12 protein-coding genes and 2 pseudogenes are annotated in these 17,243 nt (G+C 63.1%); 6 read left to right on the top strand and 8 right to left on the bottom strand.

Annotated elements, in window-relative coordinates; all coding sequences use genetic code 11:
* Nucleotides 1-69: 69 nt before the first annotated feature.
* Complete coding sequence (aroQ, locus tag L6D64_RS04980) at nt 70-519, top strand: type II 3-dehydroquinate dehydratase (protein WP_176508967.1); 450 nt, start codon at nt 70-72, stop codon at nt 517-519.
* Nucleotides 516-1,364, top strand: a complete 849-nt coding sequence (locus tag L6D64_RS04975) for a shikimate dehydrogenase (RefSeq protein ID WP_176508968.1) — start codon at nt 516-518, stop codon at nt 1,362-1,364. The genes aroQ and L6D64_RS04975 overlap by 4 nt, the downstream gene beginning before the upstream one ends.
* Before the next feature lie 114 nt (nt 1,365-1,478).
* On the opposite strand, the gene L6D64_RS04970 is transcribed toward L6D64_RS04975, so the two are convergent.
* The gene (locus tag L6D64_RS04970; RefSeq protein WP_176508969.1) at nt 1,479-2,018 is read right to left on the bottom strand and encodes a thioredoxin family protein; all 540 of its coding nucleotides are present in this window, start codon (nt 2,016-2,018) and stop codon (nt 1,479-1,481) included.
* Nucleotides 2,008-2,283, bottom strand: a complete 276-nt coding sequence (locus tag L6D64_RS04965; protein ID WP_176508970.1) for a DUF2790 domain-containing protein — start codon at nt 2,281-2,283, stop codon at nt 2,008-2,010. Before L6D64_RS04965 ends, L6D64_RS04970 begins: the two co-directional genes overlap by 11 nt.
* Before the next feature lie 221 nt (nt 2,284-2,504).
* On the opposite strand from L6D64_RS04965, the gene L6D64_RS04960 reads away from it, so the two are divergent.
* The 4 genes from L6D64_RS04960 to L6D64_RS04945 all read left to right on the top strand — a co-directional run bounded on the left by L6D64_RS04960 (nt 2,505) and on the right by L6D64_RS04945 (nt 5,788).
* Nucleotides 2,505-3,245: a response regulator gene (locus L6D64_RS04960; protein ID WP_176508971.1), complete on the top strand. Its 741-nt coding sequence runs from the start codon at nt 2,505-2,507 to the stop codon at nt 3,243-3,245.
* Nucleotides 3,242-4,525, top strand: a complete 1,284-nt coding sequence (locus L6D64_RS04955; protein ID WP_176508972.1) for a sensor histidine kinase — start codon at nt 3,242-3,244, stop codon at nt 4,523-4,525. Before L6D64_RS04960 ends, L6D64_RS04955 begins: the two co-directional genes overlap by 4 nt.
* A 141-nt stretch (nt 4,526-4,666) precedes the next feature.
* Nucleotides 4,667-5,287, top strand: coding sequence for a ferric reductase-like transmembrane domain-containing protein (locus tag L6D64_RS04950; protein WP_176508973.1), 621 nt, complete (start codon nt 4,667-4,669; stop codon nt 5,285-5,287).
* 15 nt (nt 5,288-5,302) lie between these two features.
* Nucleotides 5,303-5,788, top strand: coding sequence for an HvfX family Cu-binding RiPP maturation protein (locus L6D64_RS04945; RefSeq protein ID WP_176508974.1), 486 nt, complete (start codon nt 5,303-5,305; stop codon nt 5,786-5,788).
* Here L6D64_RS04945 and L6D64_RS04940 read toward each other — a convergent pair.
* The 6 genes and pseudogenes from L6D64_RS04940 to L6D64_RS04915 all read right to left on the bottom strand — a co-directional run.
* Nucleotides 5,785-6,111, bottom strand: a pseudogene (locus L6D64_RS04940) (HvfC/BufC family peptide modification chaperone); the annotation flags it as partial. The gene L6D64_RS04945 and the pseudogene L6D64_RS04940 sit on opposite strands and share 4 nt — an antisense overlap.
* Nucleotides 6,092-6,928, bottom strand: coding sequence for an HvfB family MNIO-type RiPP peptide maturase (locus L6D64_RS04935; protein WP_176508976.1), 837 nt, complete (start codon nt 6,926-6,928; stop codon nt 6,092-6,094). The pseudogene L6D64_RS04940 and the gene L6D64_RS04935, both read right to left, overlap by 20 nt.
* Before the next feature lie 91 nt (nt 6,929-7,019).
* Nucleotides 7,020-7,256, bottom strand: a pseudogene (locus L6D64_RS04930) (HvfA family oxazolone/thioamide-modified RiPP metallophore); the annotation flags it as partial.
* A 120-nt stretch (nt 7,257-7,376) separates the two neighbouring features.
* The gene (locus L6D64_RS04925; RefSeq protein ID WP_176508977.1) at nt 7,377-7,940 is read right to left on the bottom strand and encodes a DUF4174 domain-containing protein; all 564 of its coding nucleotides are present in this window, start codon (nt 7,938-7,940) and stop codon (nt 7,377-7,379) included.
* Nucleotides 7,941-8,175: 235 nt separating this feature from the next.
* A complete protein-coding gene (locus L6D64_RS04920) occupies nt 8,176-12,675 on the bottom strand; it encodes an NEL-type E3 ubiquitin ligase domain-containing protein (protein ID WP_176508978.1) in 4,500 nt (1,499 codons plus the stop codon).
* Between the two features lie 99 nt (nt 12,676-12,774).
* Nucleotides 12,775-17,232, bottom strand: coding sequence for an NEL-type E3 ubiquitin ligase domain-containing protein (locus tag L6D64_RS04915; RefSeq protein WP_176508979.1), 4,458 nt, complete (start codon nt 17,230-17,232; stop codon nt 12,775-12,777).
* Between the last annotated feature and the right edge of the window lie 11 nt (nt 17,233-17,243).

Below are 17,243 nucleotides of genomic sequence, written 5' to 3'. Positions count from 1 at the left end.
GCGGATTGACGGAATTAACCATCCGGTACAAACATAGCGGCATTCAACAACAACAAAGCGATGCCCGTCATGAAGCCCCTTATCCTCGTGCTCAATGGCCCCAACCTGAACATGCTGGGAACCCGCGAACCTGCCCAGTATGGCCACGAAACCCTGGCCGACCTGGCCCAGGGTTGCGCCGACACTGCCCACGCCCACGGCCTGGAAATCGAATTTCGCCAGACCAACCATGAAGGCGAACTGATCGACTGGATTCACGCCGCCCGCGGCCGCTGTGCCGGTATCGTGATCAACCCCGGCGCCTGGACCCACACTTCGGTGGCGATTCGCGATGCCCTGGTCGCCAGCGAACTCCCGGTCATCGAGGTACACCTGTCCAACGTGCACAAGCGCGAGCCGTTCCGCCACCTGTCGTTCGTCTCGTCGATTGCCGTGGGGGTTATCTGCGGCCTGGGCAGCCATGGCTACCGCATGGCCCTGAGCCACTTTGCCGAGATGTTCCAGGAGCGCCACGCATGAGCCAGCCCGCCATCCTCGCCGGCCTGATCGGCCGCGGCATCCAGCTTTCGCGCACCCCTGCGCTGCACGAACACGAAGGCGACGCCCAGCACCTGCGTTACCTCTATCGCCTGATCGACGCCGACCAGCTCCAGCTGGAAGACAGCGCCCTGGCGCAGCTGCTCGATGCCGCCCAGCACACCGGCTTCACCGGGCTCAACATCACCTACCCGTTCAAGCAGGCCATCCTGCCGCTGCTCGATGAGCTGTCGGACGAGGCACGTGGCATTGGTGCGGTGAACACCGTTGTGCTCAAGGACGGCAAGCGGGTCGGCCACAACACCGACTGCCTGGGCTTCGCCGAAGGCCTGCGCCGTGGCCTGCCGGATGTGTCACGCCGGCGCGTGGTGCAGATGGGCGCTGGTGGCGCCGGTTCGGCGGTGGCCCATGCGCTGCTGAGCGAAGGGGTCGAGCAACTGGTGCTGTTCGAAGTGGATACGGCGCGTGCCCAGGCGTTGGTGGATAACCTCAACGGCCATTTCGGCACGGGTCGCGCGGTGCTTGGCACGGACCTCGCGGTCGAGGTGGCCGGAGCCGATGGCCTGGTCAATACCACGCCAGTGGGCATGGCCAAGTTGCCAGGCACCCCACTCCCGGTGGAGCTGTTGCACCCGCGCCTGTGGGTAGCTGAAATCATCTATTTCCCGTTGGAGACCGAACTGCTGAAAGCCGCACGGGCACTGGGTTGCCGCACGCTCGATGGCAGCAACATGGCGGTGTTCCAGGCGGTCAAGGCGTTCGAGCTGTTCAGTGGCAAACAGGCAGATGCCGAGCGGATGCAGGCGCATTTCGCCAGTTTCTCCTGACACACCATATCAGCCTCTTCGCGGGTAAACCCGCTCCTACAGGTACAGCACCGCCTGTGAAAGGCAGGTGATCCTGTGGGAGCGGGCGCGCCCGCGAAGGGGGCCGCTACCGCTCTACCCTTTCTCATCCAGCAACGCCTTTATCACCTTCTCCTGCCCGGCATAGTCACCCTCGCCAAAGTGCACATGGCGCACCTGACCCTGCCGGTCGACAAAGTAATGCGCTGGCCAGAACTGGTTACCCCAGGCATTCCACACCTGGTAGTCATTGTCCACCGCGACCGGGTAAGCGATACCCAGGCTGGCCACTTTGCTTTGCAGCTGCCTGACATCATGCTCGTAGTCGTACTCCGGCGTATGCACGCCCACCACCACCAGGCCCTGGTCGGCATAGCGCCGTGCCCAGTCGTTGACGTGCGGCAAGCTGCGCTGGCAATTGATGCAGTCCCAGGTCCAGAAGTCCACCAGCACCACCTTGCCCTTGAGCGCCGGGGCGTCCAATGGTGGTGAGTTGAGCCATTGGCTGGCGCCCGCCAGCGATGGCATTGCGCCGTAGTTGTCACGAGCCATCAACTGCCCTCCAGCGAGGCCCAGGCCAACCAGCGCCAAGGCCACGCTCGCCACGTTCAGCAGCCGTCGGCGATCAGTTGTCATGGCAACCGCTCGTGGCGTAGCTGCGGTACTCGACGCTCTGATACTGGCCTTGGGAGTCGAGGTAGTCCATGCGTGTCTTGACCGGGCCGCAGGCATTGCGCTGCTCGTCCTTCAGCGACAGCACTTTCTTTACATCCAGATGATCGCCGTAGCGGTACTGCATGACGCTGGCGTCGTTCATCGCTGTGGAACTGGCATGGGCGGCAACGGCACCGAGGCTGAGGACGGCGAACACGCTGGCGCTGGCGATAGTCTTGAAGTTCATGGCATGGTTCCTTGCAACAGTTTGAAAGGTGGGGATCAGTGCTCCCCGGTCGAGAGCCATTTCACCGCTGCCAGGTATCTCGTATGTGTCGCGTCAGCCTGTGATCTGCTTCCGCCTGTATCTGTAGCCAGGACAGATACACTGCAATACAAAACCCCACAGGCAAGCCCGCGCGCGCTCGGTACACTGCGCCCACTCCCTCTTGAACAGGAACGCTGCGAATGGAACATGTCGATCACATCCTGATCGTCGACGATGACCGTGAGATCCGCGAGCTGGTCGGCAATTACTTGAAAAAGAGTGGTTTGCGCACCAGCATCGTCGCCGATGGCCGGCAGATGCGCGCCTTCCTGGAGGCCAACAGCGTCGACCTGATCGTCCTCGACATCATGATGCCCGGTGACGACGGCCTGCTGCTGTGCCGCGAACTGCGTGCCGGCAAGCACCGCAACACGCCAGTATTGATGCTCACCGCGCGCAACGACGAGACCGACCGCATCATCGGCCTGGAAATGGGCGCCGACGACTACCTGACCAAACCGTTCTCCGCCCGCGAACTGCTGGCGCGCATCAATGCCGTGCTGCGCCGCACGCGCATGCTGCCACCGAACCTGACCATCAGCGAAAGCAGCCGCCTGCTGGCCTTCGGCCAATGGCGCCTGGACACCACCGCCCGCCACCTGCTCGACAGCGAAGGCACAATGGTGGCGCTGAGCGGCGCCGAATACCGCCTGTTGCGGGTGTTCCTCGACCACCCGCAACGGGTGCTCAGCCGCGAGCAGTTGCTGAACCTGACCCAAGGCCGCGAGGCGGACATTTTCGACCGCTCCATCGACCTGCTGGTCAGCCGCCTGCGCCAGCGCCTGGGCGACGACGCCCGGGAGCCAAGCTGCATCAAGACCGTGCGCAGCGAGGGCTATGTGTTCTCGCTGGCTGTGCAACTGCTCGAGTCACCGGCATGAAATGGCCGCGTACCCTCGCCTCGCGCCTGGCACTGATCTTCTTCACCGGGCTGGTGCTCGCCTACGGGCTGTCATTCAGCCTCCAGGCGTACGAGCGCTATATCAGCAGCCGCTCGATGATGCTCAGCAACCTCGAGCAGGATGTGGTCACCTCGGTGGCCATCCTCGACCGCCTGCCCGCCGCTGAGCGCGCAGCCTGGCTGCCGAGGCTGGAGCGACGCACCTATCGCTACCGACTGGATGAAGGCTTGCCGGGCTCAGCGATGCCAAGCACCGATCCCCCCATGGCTGCCGAATCGATCGTCAAGGCCATCGGTGCCCAGTACCCGCTGACTTTCCAAGACATTCCCGGCCCCAACGCCCACTTCCAGGCCCACCTGCGCCTGGCCGATGGGGCGCCACTGACCATCGATGTCACGCCGGCACCCGTCCCGGTAGCGCGCTGGTTGCCGCTGGTACTGTTGATCCAGCTGGCGGTGCTGCTGTTCTGTACCTGGCTCGCCGTGCGCCTGGCCATCGGGCCTCTTACCCGCCTGGTCCAGGCAGTGGACACCCTCGACCCGGACAAGCCTGGCGTGCTGCTGGATGAAAGCGGCCCACGCGAGGTCAAGTACGCCGCCGTGGCGTTCAATGCCCTGCAGGCGCGCATCGCCGCCTACCTCAAAGAGCGCATGCAATTGCTGGCGGCCATTTCCCACGACCTGCAGACACCGATCACGCGCATGAAACTGCGGGTCGAGGTGATGGACGAGGGCGTCGAGAAAGACAAGCTCTGGCATGATCTGGATGCCATGGAGCATCTGGTCCGCGAAGGTGTGGCCTATGCCCGCAGCATGGACATCAACACCGAGGCGCCCTGCCGGATCAACCTCGACGCCTTCCTCGACAGCGTGGTGTTCGACTACCAGGACAGCGGCGCCCAGGTGGAGCGCAACGGCAATACCGGCAGCCTGCTGGAAACCCGCCCGCATGCGTTGCGCCGCGTACTGGTGAACCTGGTGGACAACGCCCTGAAGTTTGCCGGCAAGGCGCAGCTGGAGGTCAGCTGCAATCACGGCAAGACATTGATCCGGGTGCTCGATGACGGCCCGGGGATCCCGCAGGCAGAGCTGGATGAAGTGCTCAAGCCGTTCTACCGCGTGGAAAGCTCGCGCAACCGCAGCACGGGCGGTACCGGCCTGGGGCTGGCCATCGCCCAGCAACTGACCCAGGCCATGGGCGGCAGGCTGACCTTGAGCAACCGAAAAAGCGGCGGGCTATGCGCCCAGATCGAGCTGTAACGACAAACGCGGCGGCCCGCGCCGGCCGTCCTACAGCTCCGGTAACTACAGTCCGATACACAAAGCCGCTTTCACCGACACACTGCAGATACCCATTCCCTACACACTCCCGGTCACACAACGATACTCCGGGAGTCACCCATGAAGCCGCTCACCCTGCCCTCCGGCTGGAAACTGTTCATCGCCCTTGCTGGCCTGACCGTGTTCATGACCGCCGTGATACTGCTCAGCTACCCACCCGGTGCGGATGGCCTGCGCAGTGCCATCCGCGCCACTGCGCGCAGCTCTTTCGCACTGTTCCTGCTGGCCTTCCTGGCCTCGTCAATGGTCATCTTGCTGCCTGGCATTGGCTGCCGCTGGTTGCTCCGCGAGCGGCGCTACGTGGGCCTGGCCTTCGCCTTTTCGCATACCGTGCATGGCCTGCTGATCTACCGCTACGCCCAGCAATTCCCTGAGCTGTTCTGGGCCGGGCGCACGGTCACCTCGAGCCTGCCCGGCAGCATCGGTTACCTGTTCCTGCTGTTGCTCAGCGTGACCTCGTTCAAGGCACCGATGCGCCTGCTCGGCGGCCGAGCCTGGAAAGCCCTGCACAGCACCGGCATGTGGGTATTGGCCGGGGTGGTCTGCCTGTCCTTCTACAAACGCATCCCCATGGGCAGCTGGTACCCGCTGGCTTTCGCCCTGATGTTCAGCGCCATCGCCTTCAAGCTCACCGCCAAGCTGGCCCAGCAGCAACGCCGCACGGCTTCTGCCCTTTCCTGAAACGAGATGATCACCATGACCACACTGAGCCGCACCTTCACCACCTTCGATCGTTTTGGCAGCTGGAGCGCCGACCTGCCGTTGCGACTGTTCCTGGCCTGGGAGTTTTTCGAGTCCGGCTGGGAGAAGTTCAACGGCAGCAACTGGTTCGGCGATCTGCAGGCGAACTTCCCATTCCCGTTCAATGTACTGCCGGCAGAATTCAACTGGCAGTTGTCGATGTGGGCGGAGCTGCTGCTACCCCTGCTGTTGTTGCTTGGCCTTGGCACGCGTCTGGCATCGGCCGGACTGATGGTGGTGACCGTGGTGGCGATCGCTGCAGTGCACTGGCCAGCACACTGGTCGAGCCTGGCAGAACTGGCGCAGGGGTACGCCATCACCGACCAGGGCTTTGGCAACTTCAAGCTGCCACTGATCTATCTGGTCGCGCTGCTGCCGCTGCTGCTCAAAGGCGCTGGGCGCCTGAGCCTGGACCATTGGCTTAGCAAACGTGTGTTGTAGTGGGCCAGCTCCAGCTGCCAGGGGGTGTCAGGTTCGATGCCCTGCAGGTAATCGACGAAAGCGGCGGCGACCTGACTGAACAGCGGCGTATGACAGCGATAATCGGCATAGAACTCATGCACTCGCGCATGCCAGGCCTGATCCCCCAACGTCGCGCGCAGCACCGGGAAGCTTCCCGCCAACAGGCCCTCGATGCCACTGTAGAGCAGTTCCCGGTACAGCCTCAGACGCCGCGCTTCGATACCGGCAGGTGGTGCATGGCGAACCGGGTCACGCAGGTGGCGAGCCAGGCAGAACTGCTGTTCACGCAATGCACCGTGCATATGCGACCTCCTGCTGCACGCTGCGAATCCGGGCCACTTCTGCAAGCAGCTCGGCCATGGGCGGGTAGTTGAAATCGCGCTCGAGCACGGTCGGCAGGATGCCAAAACGCTCGCAGGCGCTGGCGAACAGTGTCCAGACCTGCGGCCTGACCGCCGCTCCATGGGTGTCGACCTTGATATCGCCTGGCTGGTCATGATGCCCGGCCAGGTGCATGGCCTTGACCCGCGGCAACGGAAGCCCCTGGAGAAACGCCTGTGCGTCGTAGCCGTGGTTACAGGCATTGACATAGACATTGTTGACGTCCAGCAGCAGGTCGCAGTCTGCCTCGTCGAGCACTGCCTTTATGAACTCCAGCTCGCTCATCGCCTGGTAGGGTGCCGCGTAATAACTGATGTTCTCGACAGCAATGCGCCGCTGTAACGTATCCTGCACCTGGCGAATACGCGCACTGACCTGCACGACGGCCGCTTCGGTAAAGGGTAGCGGCAGCAGGTCATAAAGGTAGCCGTCATCAGTGCAATAGCTCAGATGCTCGCTGTAGTGACGTACCTGATAGCGATCAAGAAACTGACGGATCTGCCCGAGCAGTTCACGGTCCAGCGGCAAGCTGCCGCCAAGCGAAAGGGAAAGGCCGTGGCAAGCCAGCGGGAAGCGTTCTGCCAGCTGGGCCAACCCCTGCCCCAGGGCACCGCCGACACCGATCCAGTTTTCCGGGGCACACTCCAGAAAGTCCAGCGATCCTTCCTCAAGCACCAGCAATTCGGGCATGAGGCGGCGACGCAGGCCGAGGCCGGCATGCATGAGCGTGGTCTTCATCTTCGAGTCTCCTTAACAAAGCACAACGCCCCGGCTGACGTGCAGACGGGGCGTTGTCGCATTTCTCAATGCATTCGAATCAGGACTGTTTCTTGCCGTGACCGCCATCGCCACCGCACTTCCCTTCACCACACTTGCCTTCGCTCTCGCCGGCCTTTTTACTGCCACCACATTTGCCTTCGCCGCACTTGCCTTCACCGTGGCTCTTGGCCGATGCCACTTGGTAGCCCTGGCTCAGAGGCTCGACGGCGAACGCCTGGCTGCCGATTACCATGCTGCCGACCAGTGCAGCACCGATCAGCCCGAGCTTGTTAGGGGTATGCGTCATGTTGAAGCTCCACTCTGGTTAGGAAGAGGCGCTATTCAACCGTTGCGGCAGCCAGGCGGGTATCGCCTGATTCGGCTGCCGCTGTAGGACCTCACCAAAGGCCCGGCAAGGTGGCACCGCTCAATCGTCCAGCGGCTTGGGTGGAGCGGCAGGCTTGGCAGGCTTGCCAGGTTTGGCGGCCTTGCTGTCCTTGGCCTTGGGCTCGGCTGCAGCCGCCGCCACGGGTTCAGGGGCAACCGCCGCTTTTTCAGCCGATGGAAGCTCATCCACGGCCTTGAAGATCGCCTGCGGATCGATCTTCTCGCCTGACTCATCATCCTTGAGCACATGACGCTCACCGTCCAGGCCCACCAGGATCACCTTGGTGCCCTTGCTGGCACCCAGCTTGAGTTCGCGAATCAGTGCCATCGTGGTCTGTTGTTCAAGGTTCTTGTCCTCACGCTTGCCCATCATCTGGGCAACGCTGAACAGCACCAGGTTGCGTTCCTTGAAACCCGCCTGAGTAGCAGGGTCCTTGAGTGCCTCGTTCAACCCGCGCAGGGTGGGGTCGGCACTGCTCGGAGCGATGACCACCAATGGCCTGGCCTTGCCCAGTTCCTTGGCCAGCGGCGCGTCACTGTCGGCAGCAAACAGCGGACCGGTAACAGCGAGCAAGATGGCGAGGGTCAGTGACCGGACGAGCATGCAAATCTCCTTATTCTCTCTATAAACCAAAGACTACAGATCATGGAGAAAGATCCGACGTGCGAGACTAAACCAACTGCACTGCCAGAGTGTTTACGCAAAGGTAACTTCACGTGTCTCGGCAACGGCGCCTGACACGCCGAAAAAATGCCAGCACCCGAACCTGAGCATAGTCCATCGGGACGCCCTCGCCCGGCGACGGCCAGTGCACGAGGCTCTGGCCGAGACGACGGGATCAGCGAACGTAGATGACCTCCTGTTCGCTGCTCGCATCCAGCGCATCGAGCGTCAGTGCGTGCATCAGGCCGCGCTCGGCGAGGCGCTGCTCGCTGGCAACCGTGTTGATGTGCGCCACGCGCTGCGCCTCTGGCGTGGTGCTGTCTGCCTGCAACACCTCAAGGCGCTCGTGGAACGGCGCATTGAGCGCATCGAAACGTGCCGGGTAGGCATTACGCAAGTAGGTTTGCCAGAACGCCCGCTCGATCAGCGAATCGGCCAGTCGCTCACCGGTTTCATGGCGCAGCACCCTGTTGCGTGCATTCGCAATTCGCCGCGCATCGACACCCGCGATAGCCCGGAACGACATGCCCTGGGTTTGCAAGGGAAGGTCCAACGCCTCGCGCAAAGCAATGCGATAGGCCAGGACCACCTCGATCTGGTCCGGGTCACTGCCACTGAGCTGGCGCTCCTGAATATCCAGCAAGGCAAGCCGGTCAAGCTCTTCAAGCCGCCACAATTGCCGCCCCAACCGCAGCAGTTGCTGCTCCTGGCTACCGGTTGCCGCCTGCGCCTGGGCACGCCAGACCAACAGCCGCAGTTCAAGATCGCTGAAACGCAGCGCCACGCTGTCCTGGCAGGTCAATTGCGCGGCATTGCTGAACAGCTCCTCGCACAGCTCGGCAGAGTGGCTCATGGCACGCATCATTTCCAGCACCCGGCCAGCCAGAAAGCGCGCGCCGGTCGCATGCTGAAAGTCCTCCGTTTCCATCAAGCGCTCGATCAAGGTGAAGAAATCCAGCGCATTCGGCAACGCTTCCAGCGCTCGCCAGTGCCTGTCCAGCTCGCCGCGCAGCTGCGCGCCGCCGGCATCCATCCAGCGTAGTCGGGCAGGCACCAGTGCCGCCTCTTCCTCCTCAGGCACCACAGCCGCTGCCTGCAAAGCATCACGCAGGCGCAAAGACTCTGCCTCGGAAAACGGGTTGCCGCTCAATTGCACCTCGCCTTCGATCCACAAGCGGCTTTGGTAAAAGCCCTCAGGCATGCCTGTGAGCAGGTTGTCACGCAGGTCAACGGTCCTCAACGAAGCACTCTGCATCAACCCATAAGGCAATTCGCTGATGCCAGTGCCGGCCAGGTACAGTTCGCGCAGCCGAGGTAGCCCAGTCAGCGAAAATGCTCGCCCCAGCGGGTTGTACGAAAGGTTTACCTGCGTCAGGTGCGGGCAACTGGCGAGTATCGTCGCCTGGCCAGGGTCCAGACTGATACGGTTTGCCCGCAGGTTCAGTGACTGCAGGTCGGGCATCCCCAGCAGCGCCTGCGGAACACGCGCCAGGCGGTTATAGGGCATTTCAACCGTGCGAACATTGGGGAAGGCGCGCAGGAAACTCTCGGGCAGGTTTTCAATCTGCATGTTGCGCAGCGTCAGCACACGGACGTGATCGAACACGATAGGCTCAGGGAAATCGGGAAGACTGCTCGAGCTGGCAATTTCCCACCGGTAGACCGTGTTGGTACCCTCGGTCTGCATGCCCTCATCAAAAGCACGCTGCCAACAGCCGCGCAGCGCCCGTCTCAGCCTGCGCCGGTCCTCCCTTTCCCGGCCACTGGCCGCCTCATGCACCCACCTGCGCAACTGAGCATTGAGCGCCTCGAACTCTCGTTCGAACTGCTGCAGCGTGCGCTCCAGGCCGATTGCAGTGCCACGCGCCTGCTCGATCCAGGCGAATACCTCCTCATCGGTGAAGGTCGGGTAAAGGTAGCGCACACGCCGCAGGAAAGGCCCGGGCCGGTAGCTGGAGGACGATGAGCCCGGGTTGCGACCGCTCAATGGGTAACCGATCCGTCCATCGTCCAGCCGTGACGGCAGGCGCAGGCCACCTGCGCGCACAGGGCTCAGCAGTTGCTCGACTTCCTGGCGCCGTGCTTGCGCCAGCCGGGTGACCATCACGCGAAGGTTATGTGCAAAGGGCTCACCCACCTGCAGGTCACGCCGTTGCTCGTCGGCATAGGCACCCGCCATGACCTCGAACAGTTCGCCCGCCTCACCGACAGCGTTGCCCTGGGCATCGGTGCGCTGGAAGATACCGTCATGGTGAACCAGCCCGCAGGCATGTGTCCCCTCCTGCGACGTGGCCAGGGCCTGCGTGCCAGCATCACCTTCGAACAGGCTCCAGCGCACGCCCCGCCCAGCGGCGGGAAGGTGCTTGAGCATGCCGAGCGTAACCCGGGCAAGGTCGAGGTTTTGTGGCGTGTCCCATTGCAAGGCCTCGAAAACCCGCGCCATGCGAACGGGCACCAGCATGCGTCGAGCGGCCTCGGCCAGGCCCAGCGGTATCCGGCCGGCAAGCAGGCGGGTGCGCTCGGCACTGCTGGCCTGAGCGAGCAGCGCCCGTGCGGCATGCCCATGCAGGCTGGGAAACTGGCGCTGCAGCGCTTGCACTTCACGGTCGTTGTGAAAAGCCTCGGCGGCATAGAGGCGCTGAAACAGCACCCGCCGCTGTTTCCAGATCAACTCGGCGAGGTCCTGATCATTGAGCCCCTGGCTCCCTTCCAGAGTGCGCGCCTGCTCAAGCGCGGCATCGTCATCCCCTTTCGCCAACCCCGAGCGCAACCGGTTGACCAGCCGGCGAATACGCTGGTCGAGCAATACCCGCTGGACACTGTCGAGCAGCCCAGGCTCAGGGGCCTGCCGCAGAACGTGAATGGCTCGCAAGTGTTCTTCCTCCAGGCGGTGTATCGCCAGCACCTCTGCAATCTGCTCGTCGTCGAGCGTAGCCATCTGGCCGCCCAGCCGCCTGAACAGATAGGCACGGCCTTGCCACTGCATCGGTTGTTCGCTCCACAAGCGCCACGCACCTGCGCCGTTGTGCAACAGCAACGGACCATGACCATCACGCGGCAGTAATTGCCAGCGCCCGTCGGTCGCGCGCTGAACAACCCGATAATGATGCCCGTCCATGGCAACCCAGGCCTGCCCGCCGTAGCGCCAGACCCCTTGTTCATCGCGGGTCGCCGCAACCGGCAGCACGCTGCGAAACGCCGACAGGTCGGCGTTCCACAAGCGTTGCGTACCGTCTTCCAGGCGTGCCTGCGACAGGCCATCGACCAGCGCCGAACGTGTCCACGCACGCTGCGCCGCGCTGCCCGCCGCCGCCGTGGCGGTCACTAGCGCGGCCTCGGTCACCACCTGGGTTACATGCTCCAACGCTTCTCGTGTCTCGCCCTCACGCCAGGACGCTACTGCCTCGAATACCTGTCCCAGCCAGCGCCAGGCGAGCATGGCCAGCAACGTCAAGCCTAATACAGGGACGTACAGGCTGGCTGCACTCAACAGCGTCACGCCCACATCGGCCAGGTACCGCTCATGGGCCGCCTGGACCTCGCGGTCGAGCTTTGCCACAGGTGTGGCCATCAGTGCTGCATCGTCCATGATCTGAGCCGTGCGCAAAGCAGCGAAGTGCTTGAACAGATAGCCGCCGACCGGATGCATGCGTTCCTGCAGATCAATGTTGGCCCAGACCGGCAAGCCTGCGTAGCCGGTAATGACCTGGGAGAAAAACGACTGGCTATCGCGACGGCGCACGAAGCGCGCAAAGAACGTTTGATAGTCGGCATTGCGCAGCCGTTGCCCGAGTACCTTTCGTGCGAACCGGTGCAGATCATCATGCGCGCTCCACGGACCATGCGGATCGCCCGGTATGTACACCAGCACACGTTGGCTCGAGGTGTAGATCGGGGCGAAGGTTTCATCACGCACATCCAGCACGACAATCTGCTGCAATGGGCAGCCCAGGACCTCCAGGCGCTTGCCAACGACACGCGTGTCATTCAGCTGTGGCAACCAGCCTTGGCGCCACAAACCGATCACCAGCTCCAGTTCGGCCTCGCTCAGCACACGGTCGTGACGCGCCCTGAAGGCATCGAGCAGGAAGGCATGGCGCATATTGTCGGCAAGCAGGGCCTGGTTCTCGGGGCTGCCAAGCCGGGCCTGCAAATGCGCCTGATAACCCTCCCCCAGGTCCAGCTCACGCACCAGGGCAGCAAATTGCGTTGCATCGAGCTGTTCAAGGCTGGCGCCTGCATCGTCGAACAGACCGTTGCCAGGGGCTTGTCCACCTGCCTCGCTTTCGTTCTGAGTGAAGTTCCTCAGTGCTGCTTCGAGCAGCGGTATCTGGTAGTAGACTTTTTCACTCAGGGGCACGCGGATCGGGGCATAGGTACTCAGGGGGCGTTCATAGGCCGCGCGAAACCACAGCTGGCCCAGTTCATCCCGGATGTTGCAACGGTCGCGCAGCGCCTTCTGCAGGATCGGCGCTGTGAATTGCTCGACCCCGTCGATGCGCTGCAGCAGTGCAGCGAGGCGGTAACGGCAGTCCAGGCTGCCCTTGAGTGCCTCTCGCAGCACCGCTACGTGCCCGGCACTGACGGCAAGCATCCAGCCTGGCAGGCGCGTGGCGATGATCCGGTCCTGCTCGGCCTGCTCCAGGTGATCGTGTGAGTGCAAGGATATGCCCATGGTAATTAGCCTCAAGTGATCAAATCTCGAGGCTATCGCCGGGGGCAGCCCCGCAGCGCCTATAGAGCTACCACCTCGGCCCGGAGCGGGTACGCCATTTCAATGCCATGGCAAGACCGGAACCAGCAACACGGCGGCGAGATGCCTGTCCACCGCCTCACGGGTGAGCTGCCGGTACACGTTGATCTCACGCTGGCGCACCCGGTCCTGCAGGCGTGCGATTTCAACAGGTGACGCGTTGCTTTCGACCAGCGCATCCAGTTCGTCGTGCAATGTCTGCGGAACTTCGAGCCGACCGGGATACTTGCTCGCCAGGTATTCCCTCCAGAAGCGTGTGGTCGCCAGATAATCCACCAGCACATCCCTGGACTGGACAGCCCTGACAGCACGTACAGCCGCTTGCAGGTCCGGCACCGAGAGGTTGGCGACAGCGGCGTTGATCATCTCGTCATGCTCGATGGGCAGATCGAGCTCATCAACCAGGCTCAAGCGATACGACAGGGCGAATTCCAGCGACTCCTCAGGCCGGCCCACGCGTATGGCATGCCAGCCACCTACCTCGTCGAGCATTTCCAGGCGCCAGCACTGCGCCCCCAGGTGCAACAGCACCCGCTCCTGATCACCGACAAGGTCGTTGCGCAACGCTTTATACTGGCTGACACGCACCTCCAGGTCACTGAATCGCAGCGTGGCATTATCCTGGCAGTGCTCGGTCAGCGCATGTGCGTAGAGCTCGGTTTGCAATGCCGGCCGCTCAGCCATGTAATCCAGCATGCGCAGCACACGCAGGGCGAGGTAGCGGGACAAGAACTCATTCTGGAAATCCGCCGAGGTGGTCAGCCTTTCCAGCAAGTGGAAGAAATCTTTCGAGGCGCTGTCGCCGTGGAGCCGGCCCCAGGTATTGGCCATGCGGTCACGCTGGTCCGTCGCCACCAAATCCAGCCAGCGTTGCTTCACCGGCACCTGGTCATTCATGGCTTCCCCCCAGACATCCTGCGCATCGAGCAACGGGTTACCGCTTAGCCTGACCCGCCCGGAGCGCCACAGCCTCGAACGATAGAATGCAAATGGCAACGTGCGGATACCGTTGTCACCCGCATCAAGCGTATGCAGGGCGCTCGCTTCCATCACGCCTGCCGGCATTTGCGTGAGCTGCGTGTTGCGCAACATCAAGGCATTGAGGTCGGGCATCCCGGTCATGGAAAACGTACGCTGCAACGGGTTATGCGAGAGGTTCAGATAGACCAGCTGCCTGCAACCGGCGAGCAGGTCGATGTCCGCGGTTTGCAGCTGGATCTGGTTGCCAGACACATCGAGCATTTTCAACTGCCCGGCCAGTGCCGGGGTCAACGGCAGGCTGCGCAAGCGACAATTGGTAATGCTCAATGACCTCAGTCCATCGAATGCGCGCAGAAAGCTCTCCGGCGCACGGCGTATCTGCAATGCGCGCAGCGCGATATCCGTTACATGGGAAAAGCTGACGTCCGCCGGAATGGGTGGCAGCTCATCCAGATCGCTGCCGAAACTGCTGAGCAGATAGCCTCTGGCTTCTTCAGTTTCCAAGGCCTGACGAGGTACCAGGTAGCGCCAACAATCGATCAACCCCCGGGCAAACTGGCGGCGGGCGGGCCAACACCAGAGTTTGAGGGTCGCGGTCTGCCAGCTGGCCAGCCGTTTGCGCAATGCCTTGAGTTGCCCCTTGAGGACAAGCAGTTCGACAGCCGGGTCACGCTGAAGTCCACGCAGGTGCGCCAACCATTGCTCGACCTGCTCATCATCGAAGCCGGGATACAGGTCGCGTACCTGCGCATGCAGGTTCCTGCCCCCGCTGCTGCCGCCGGGCGTCCGTTGCCGCCAGCCACTCAGCGGATAGCCGACGCGGCCATTGGCCAAGCGCTGTGGTGCCAGAAAGGCATCACCCGAGCGCACGATACCCAGCAATTCGCCGATCAGTTCCCGCCGCTGAGCGACGCGCCGTGTCATGTATGCTCGCAGCTGCAACGCGAACGGCTGGCCGATACCCAGGGCGCTTTGCTGCGCCGCAGAATATGCGCCAGCCAACTGCTGGAACAACTCGCCCGGTTCGCCAAGGGCATTGCCTTGTTCATCGCTGCACTGGAACCTGCCGGCCTGAAAACGGATGCGCCGTATCGCGCCCATACCGGTACTGCTCGACAACGGCTCGGTGACGTCGCCATCGAACAGTTGCCAACGTGGGCCACTGGCTGCCCCGGGCATTTGTTCAAGCAGCTTCAGCACGACACGGGCCAGGTCGAGATCCTGTGGGGTATCGAACAGTAACGCCTCGTACACCCGAATACAGCGGATGCGCTTGACCATGGACGCTGCGGCGACGTTCAGCCCAGCGCTGTCCACCGTCCGTAGCAGCGCTTCGGCCGCCAGGCGATGAAGGCTGGCGAAGTCTCGCTGCAAGACGTGCGTGGCGGCCGTCGCGGGGTACTGCTCATAGTAGAGCTGCTGGAACAATGAGCGCCGACGACGCCAGACCCGCTCGGCCAACTGCGCGTCCGTCAGCGCCTGCGTACCCGCCCACTGGCGGACCTTGGCGAGTAGTGCCGTATCTTGCGCCGCGTCGCCCGAACGCAACTGCGAGACCAGGCCGAGGATGCGGTTCAGCACCGCGACCCGGCTTACGGTATCGACCAGGCAGGCATCAGGCGCCTGGCCACAGATGTGCACGCCGCGCAAATGGCTGGCATCCAGGCCATGAATGTCCAGCACCTGGTCGATCTGCTCATCCTCGAGAACGCTGAACCCGCTGCCCAGGCGACGGAACAGGACGTGCGCCGCCTCCCACTCGATCGGTTGCTCGCACCAGACTCGCCAGGCGCCGGCACCGTTATGCCTGAGCGCTGGGCCATGCCCTTGCTTCGGCACGAGTTGCCACTGCTCGTCGGGCTGCTGCACCACCTCGTAGAAGTGGCCCTCCATGTTCACCCAGCAGCGCCCCTGCGAACGGTAGATGCCTTCGCCATCGGCCACTGCCTGCACGGGGGGCGCCACACTACGAAAAGGGCTGAGGTCGAACCGCCAGAGCTTCTCGCTGCCGTCTTCCAGGCGCGCGGTCGCCAAGGCATCGACCTGGTGCCATTCACGCGCCACCGCCGCAGCCCCCACTGCGGTGAGACCGACCGTGACCACGGTCTCAGCAACGCTCAGCAGATGCTCCAGCGCCGCATCGATGTCGCCCTGGCGCCACTGCTCCACGGCATGGAAAACCTCCTTGAGCATGTCCCAGACCATCACCCCGCCGAGGATGACAGCGAGGCCCGGCACGAACAGTCCCGCCACGTTGGCGAGGTTCCACGCAGCGGACATCAGGCGATCATGCCTTGCCTGGCGGACCGCGCTGTCGATGTCACTGACCGGCACGGCAATGACTGCCGCGTCATCCTTGATCTGCTCCGCCCGCGCCTGGGCCAGGTGATCGAACAGCGGCAAGCGGTAGGCCGCCATGTGCTGGTCCATGTCCCGGGAGGCCCACACGGCGACATCGGTCAGTTCGCTGGCCACCCTGGCAAAGAACGCGTCGCTGTCACGGCGCCGGATGAAACGGGCGAAGAAGCGCTGATAGGGCTCCTTACCCAGGCGCTTGCCCAACGTTCGTCGAATGAAGGTGTCGAGGTCGGCTGCCGCATTCCAGGCGCTGACCGGGTCACCGGGGATGTACACCAACACGTGCTGACTGGACAGGAAGCCTAACGTGGAAGTGATCTGGTCAAGGACGATCACCTGTTCGACCTTGCAACCATAAATGTTCAGTTGCTTGGCGATCACCGGGTTGCCGCCAAGCATGCCTGGCCTGGCGTCGCGGCACAGGTCGAGGATCAATACCAGCTCTTGCGCCGTCAGGACCCCTTCCGTCCTGGCCTTGCAGGCGTCGAGCAGCATCGAGGCGACGTACAAGGCCTTGCAGGAGGCCTTGAATCCCGAGGCCGCCGTGACCGGGCTGTCCAGGATCGAGGCCAGATGCTCCTGATAACGCCTGCCCAGGTCCAGCTGCCGGCAACGCTTGGCGAACGCCGAGGCCGACAACGCAGTGAACGTGCTGCCGTCGCTTTGCACGAGCCGATTGTCACGCGGCATGCCGCCAACCAGCGACGCCTCCTCAGTGAAATTGGCCAGTGCCGCATCGAGCAACGGGATGTCGTAGCTGCCCTTTTCCTGTTGCGGTGCACGCCCGCTGACCCACTCAGGCTTCGGCGAAACGGCGAAGTAGAAGTGTCGATAGAACAGCGTGTCGAGGTCTGGCGAGACATTCAGCGCTCGCTGCAGAAGGGGCCTGCAATATGTATGGATAGGTTCGATTCGTGCCAGCTCGTGGCGCAGGCGCTGACGGCTGGCATGGCTTGATCTCAATGCCTCGAATACGCTCTTCAGTTGTTCGGCCGTCAGCGTTCGGTCCACGGGCGTCTCGGACAGCCTCAGCTTGCGCAGCCAGGCGGGCAAGCGGCGGGCGATCATGCCATCCTGAAACGCTTGCTCGACGGCCACTTGGGCATTGTGCGTTGGTACCGGGTTTGCGCGGGGTTGCATGAAGCACCTCC

The sequence above is a fragment of the Pseudomonas urethralis genome (genome assembly GCF_021602465.1).
GTDB lineage: Bacteria > Pseudomonadota > Gammaproteobacteria > Pseudomonadales > Pseudomonadaceae > Aquipseudomonas > Aquipseudomonas vlassakiae.
This window is presented reverse-complemented; position numbering and strand designations above follow the sequence as displayed.

What these genes read in the sequence shown, in the direction of transcription:
- L6D64_RS04955 (WP_176508972.1), top strand. Translation starts at nt 3,242, where the DNA reads ATGAAATGGCCGCGTACCCTCGCCTCGCGCCTGGCACTGATCTTCTTC.
- L6D64_RS04965 (WP_176508970.1), bottom strand. Translation starts at nt 2,283, where the DNA reads ATGAACTTCAAGACTATCGCCAGCGCCAGCGTGTTCGCCGTCCTCAGC.
- L6D64_RS04945 (WP_176508974.1), top strand. Translation starts at nt 5,303, where the DNA reads ATGACCACACTGAGCCGCACCTTCACCACCTTCGATCGTTTTGGCAGC.
- L6D64_RS04920 (WP_176508978.1), bottom strand. Translation starts at nt 12,675, where the DNA reads ATGGGCATATCCTTGCACTCACACGATCACCTGGAGCAGGCCGAGCAG.
- aroQ (WP_176508967.1), top strand. Translation starts at nt 70, where the DNA reads ATGAAGCCCCTTATCCTCGTGCTCAATGGCCCCAACCTGAACATGCTG.
- L6D64_RS04935 (WP_176508976.1), bottom strand. Translation starts at nt 6,928, where the DNA reads ATGAAGACCACGCTCATGCATGCCGGCCTCGGCCTGCGTCGCCGCCTC.
- L6D64_RS04970 (WP_176508969.1), bottom strand. Translation starts at nt 2,018, where the DNA reads ATGACAACTGATCGCCGACGGCTGCTGAACGTGGCGAGCGTGGCCTTG.
- L6D64_RS04925 (WP_176508977.1), bottom strand. Translation starts at nt 7,940, where the DNA reads ATGCTCGTCCGGTCACTGACCCTCGCCATCTTGCTCGCTGTTACCGGT.
- L6D64_RS04975 (WP_176508968.1), top strand. Translation starts at nt 516, where the DNA reads ATGAGCCAGCCCGCCATCCTCGCCGGCCTGATCGGCCGCGGCATCCAG.
- L6D64_RS04960 (WP_176508971.1), top strand. Translation starts at nt 2,505, where the DNA reads ATGGAACATGTCGATCACATCCTGATCGTCGACGATGACCGTGAGATC.
- L6D64_RS04950 (WP_176508973.1), top strand. Translation starts at nt 4,667, where the DNA reads ATGAAGCCGCTCACCCTGCCCTCCGGCTGGAAACTGTTCATCGCCCTT.
- L6D64_RS04915 (WP_176508979.1), bottom strand. Translation starts at nt 17,232, where the DNA reads ATGCAACCCCGCGCAAACCCGGTACCAACGCACAATGCCCAAGTGGCC.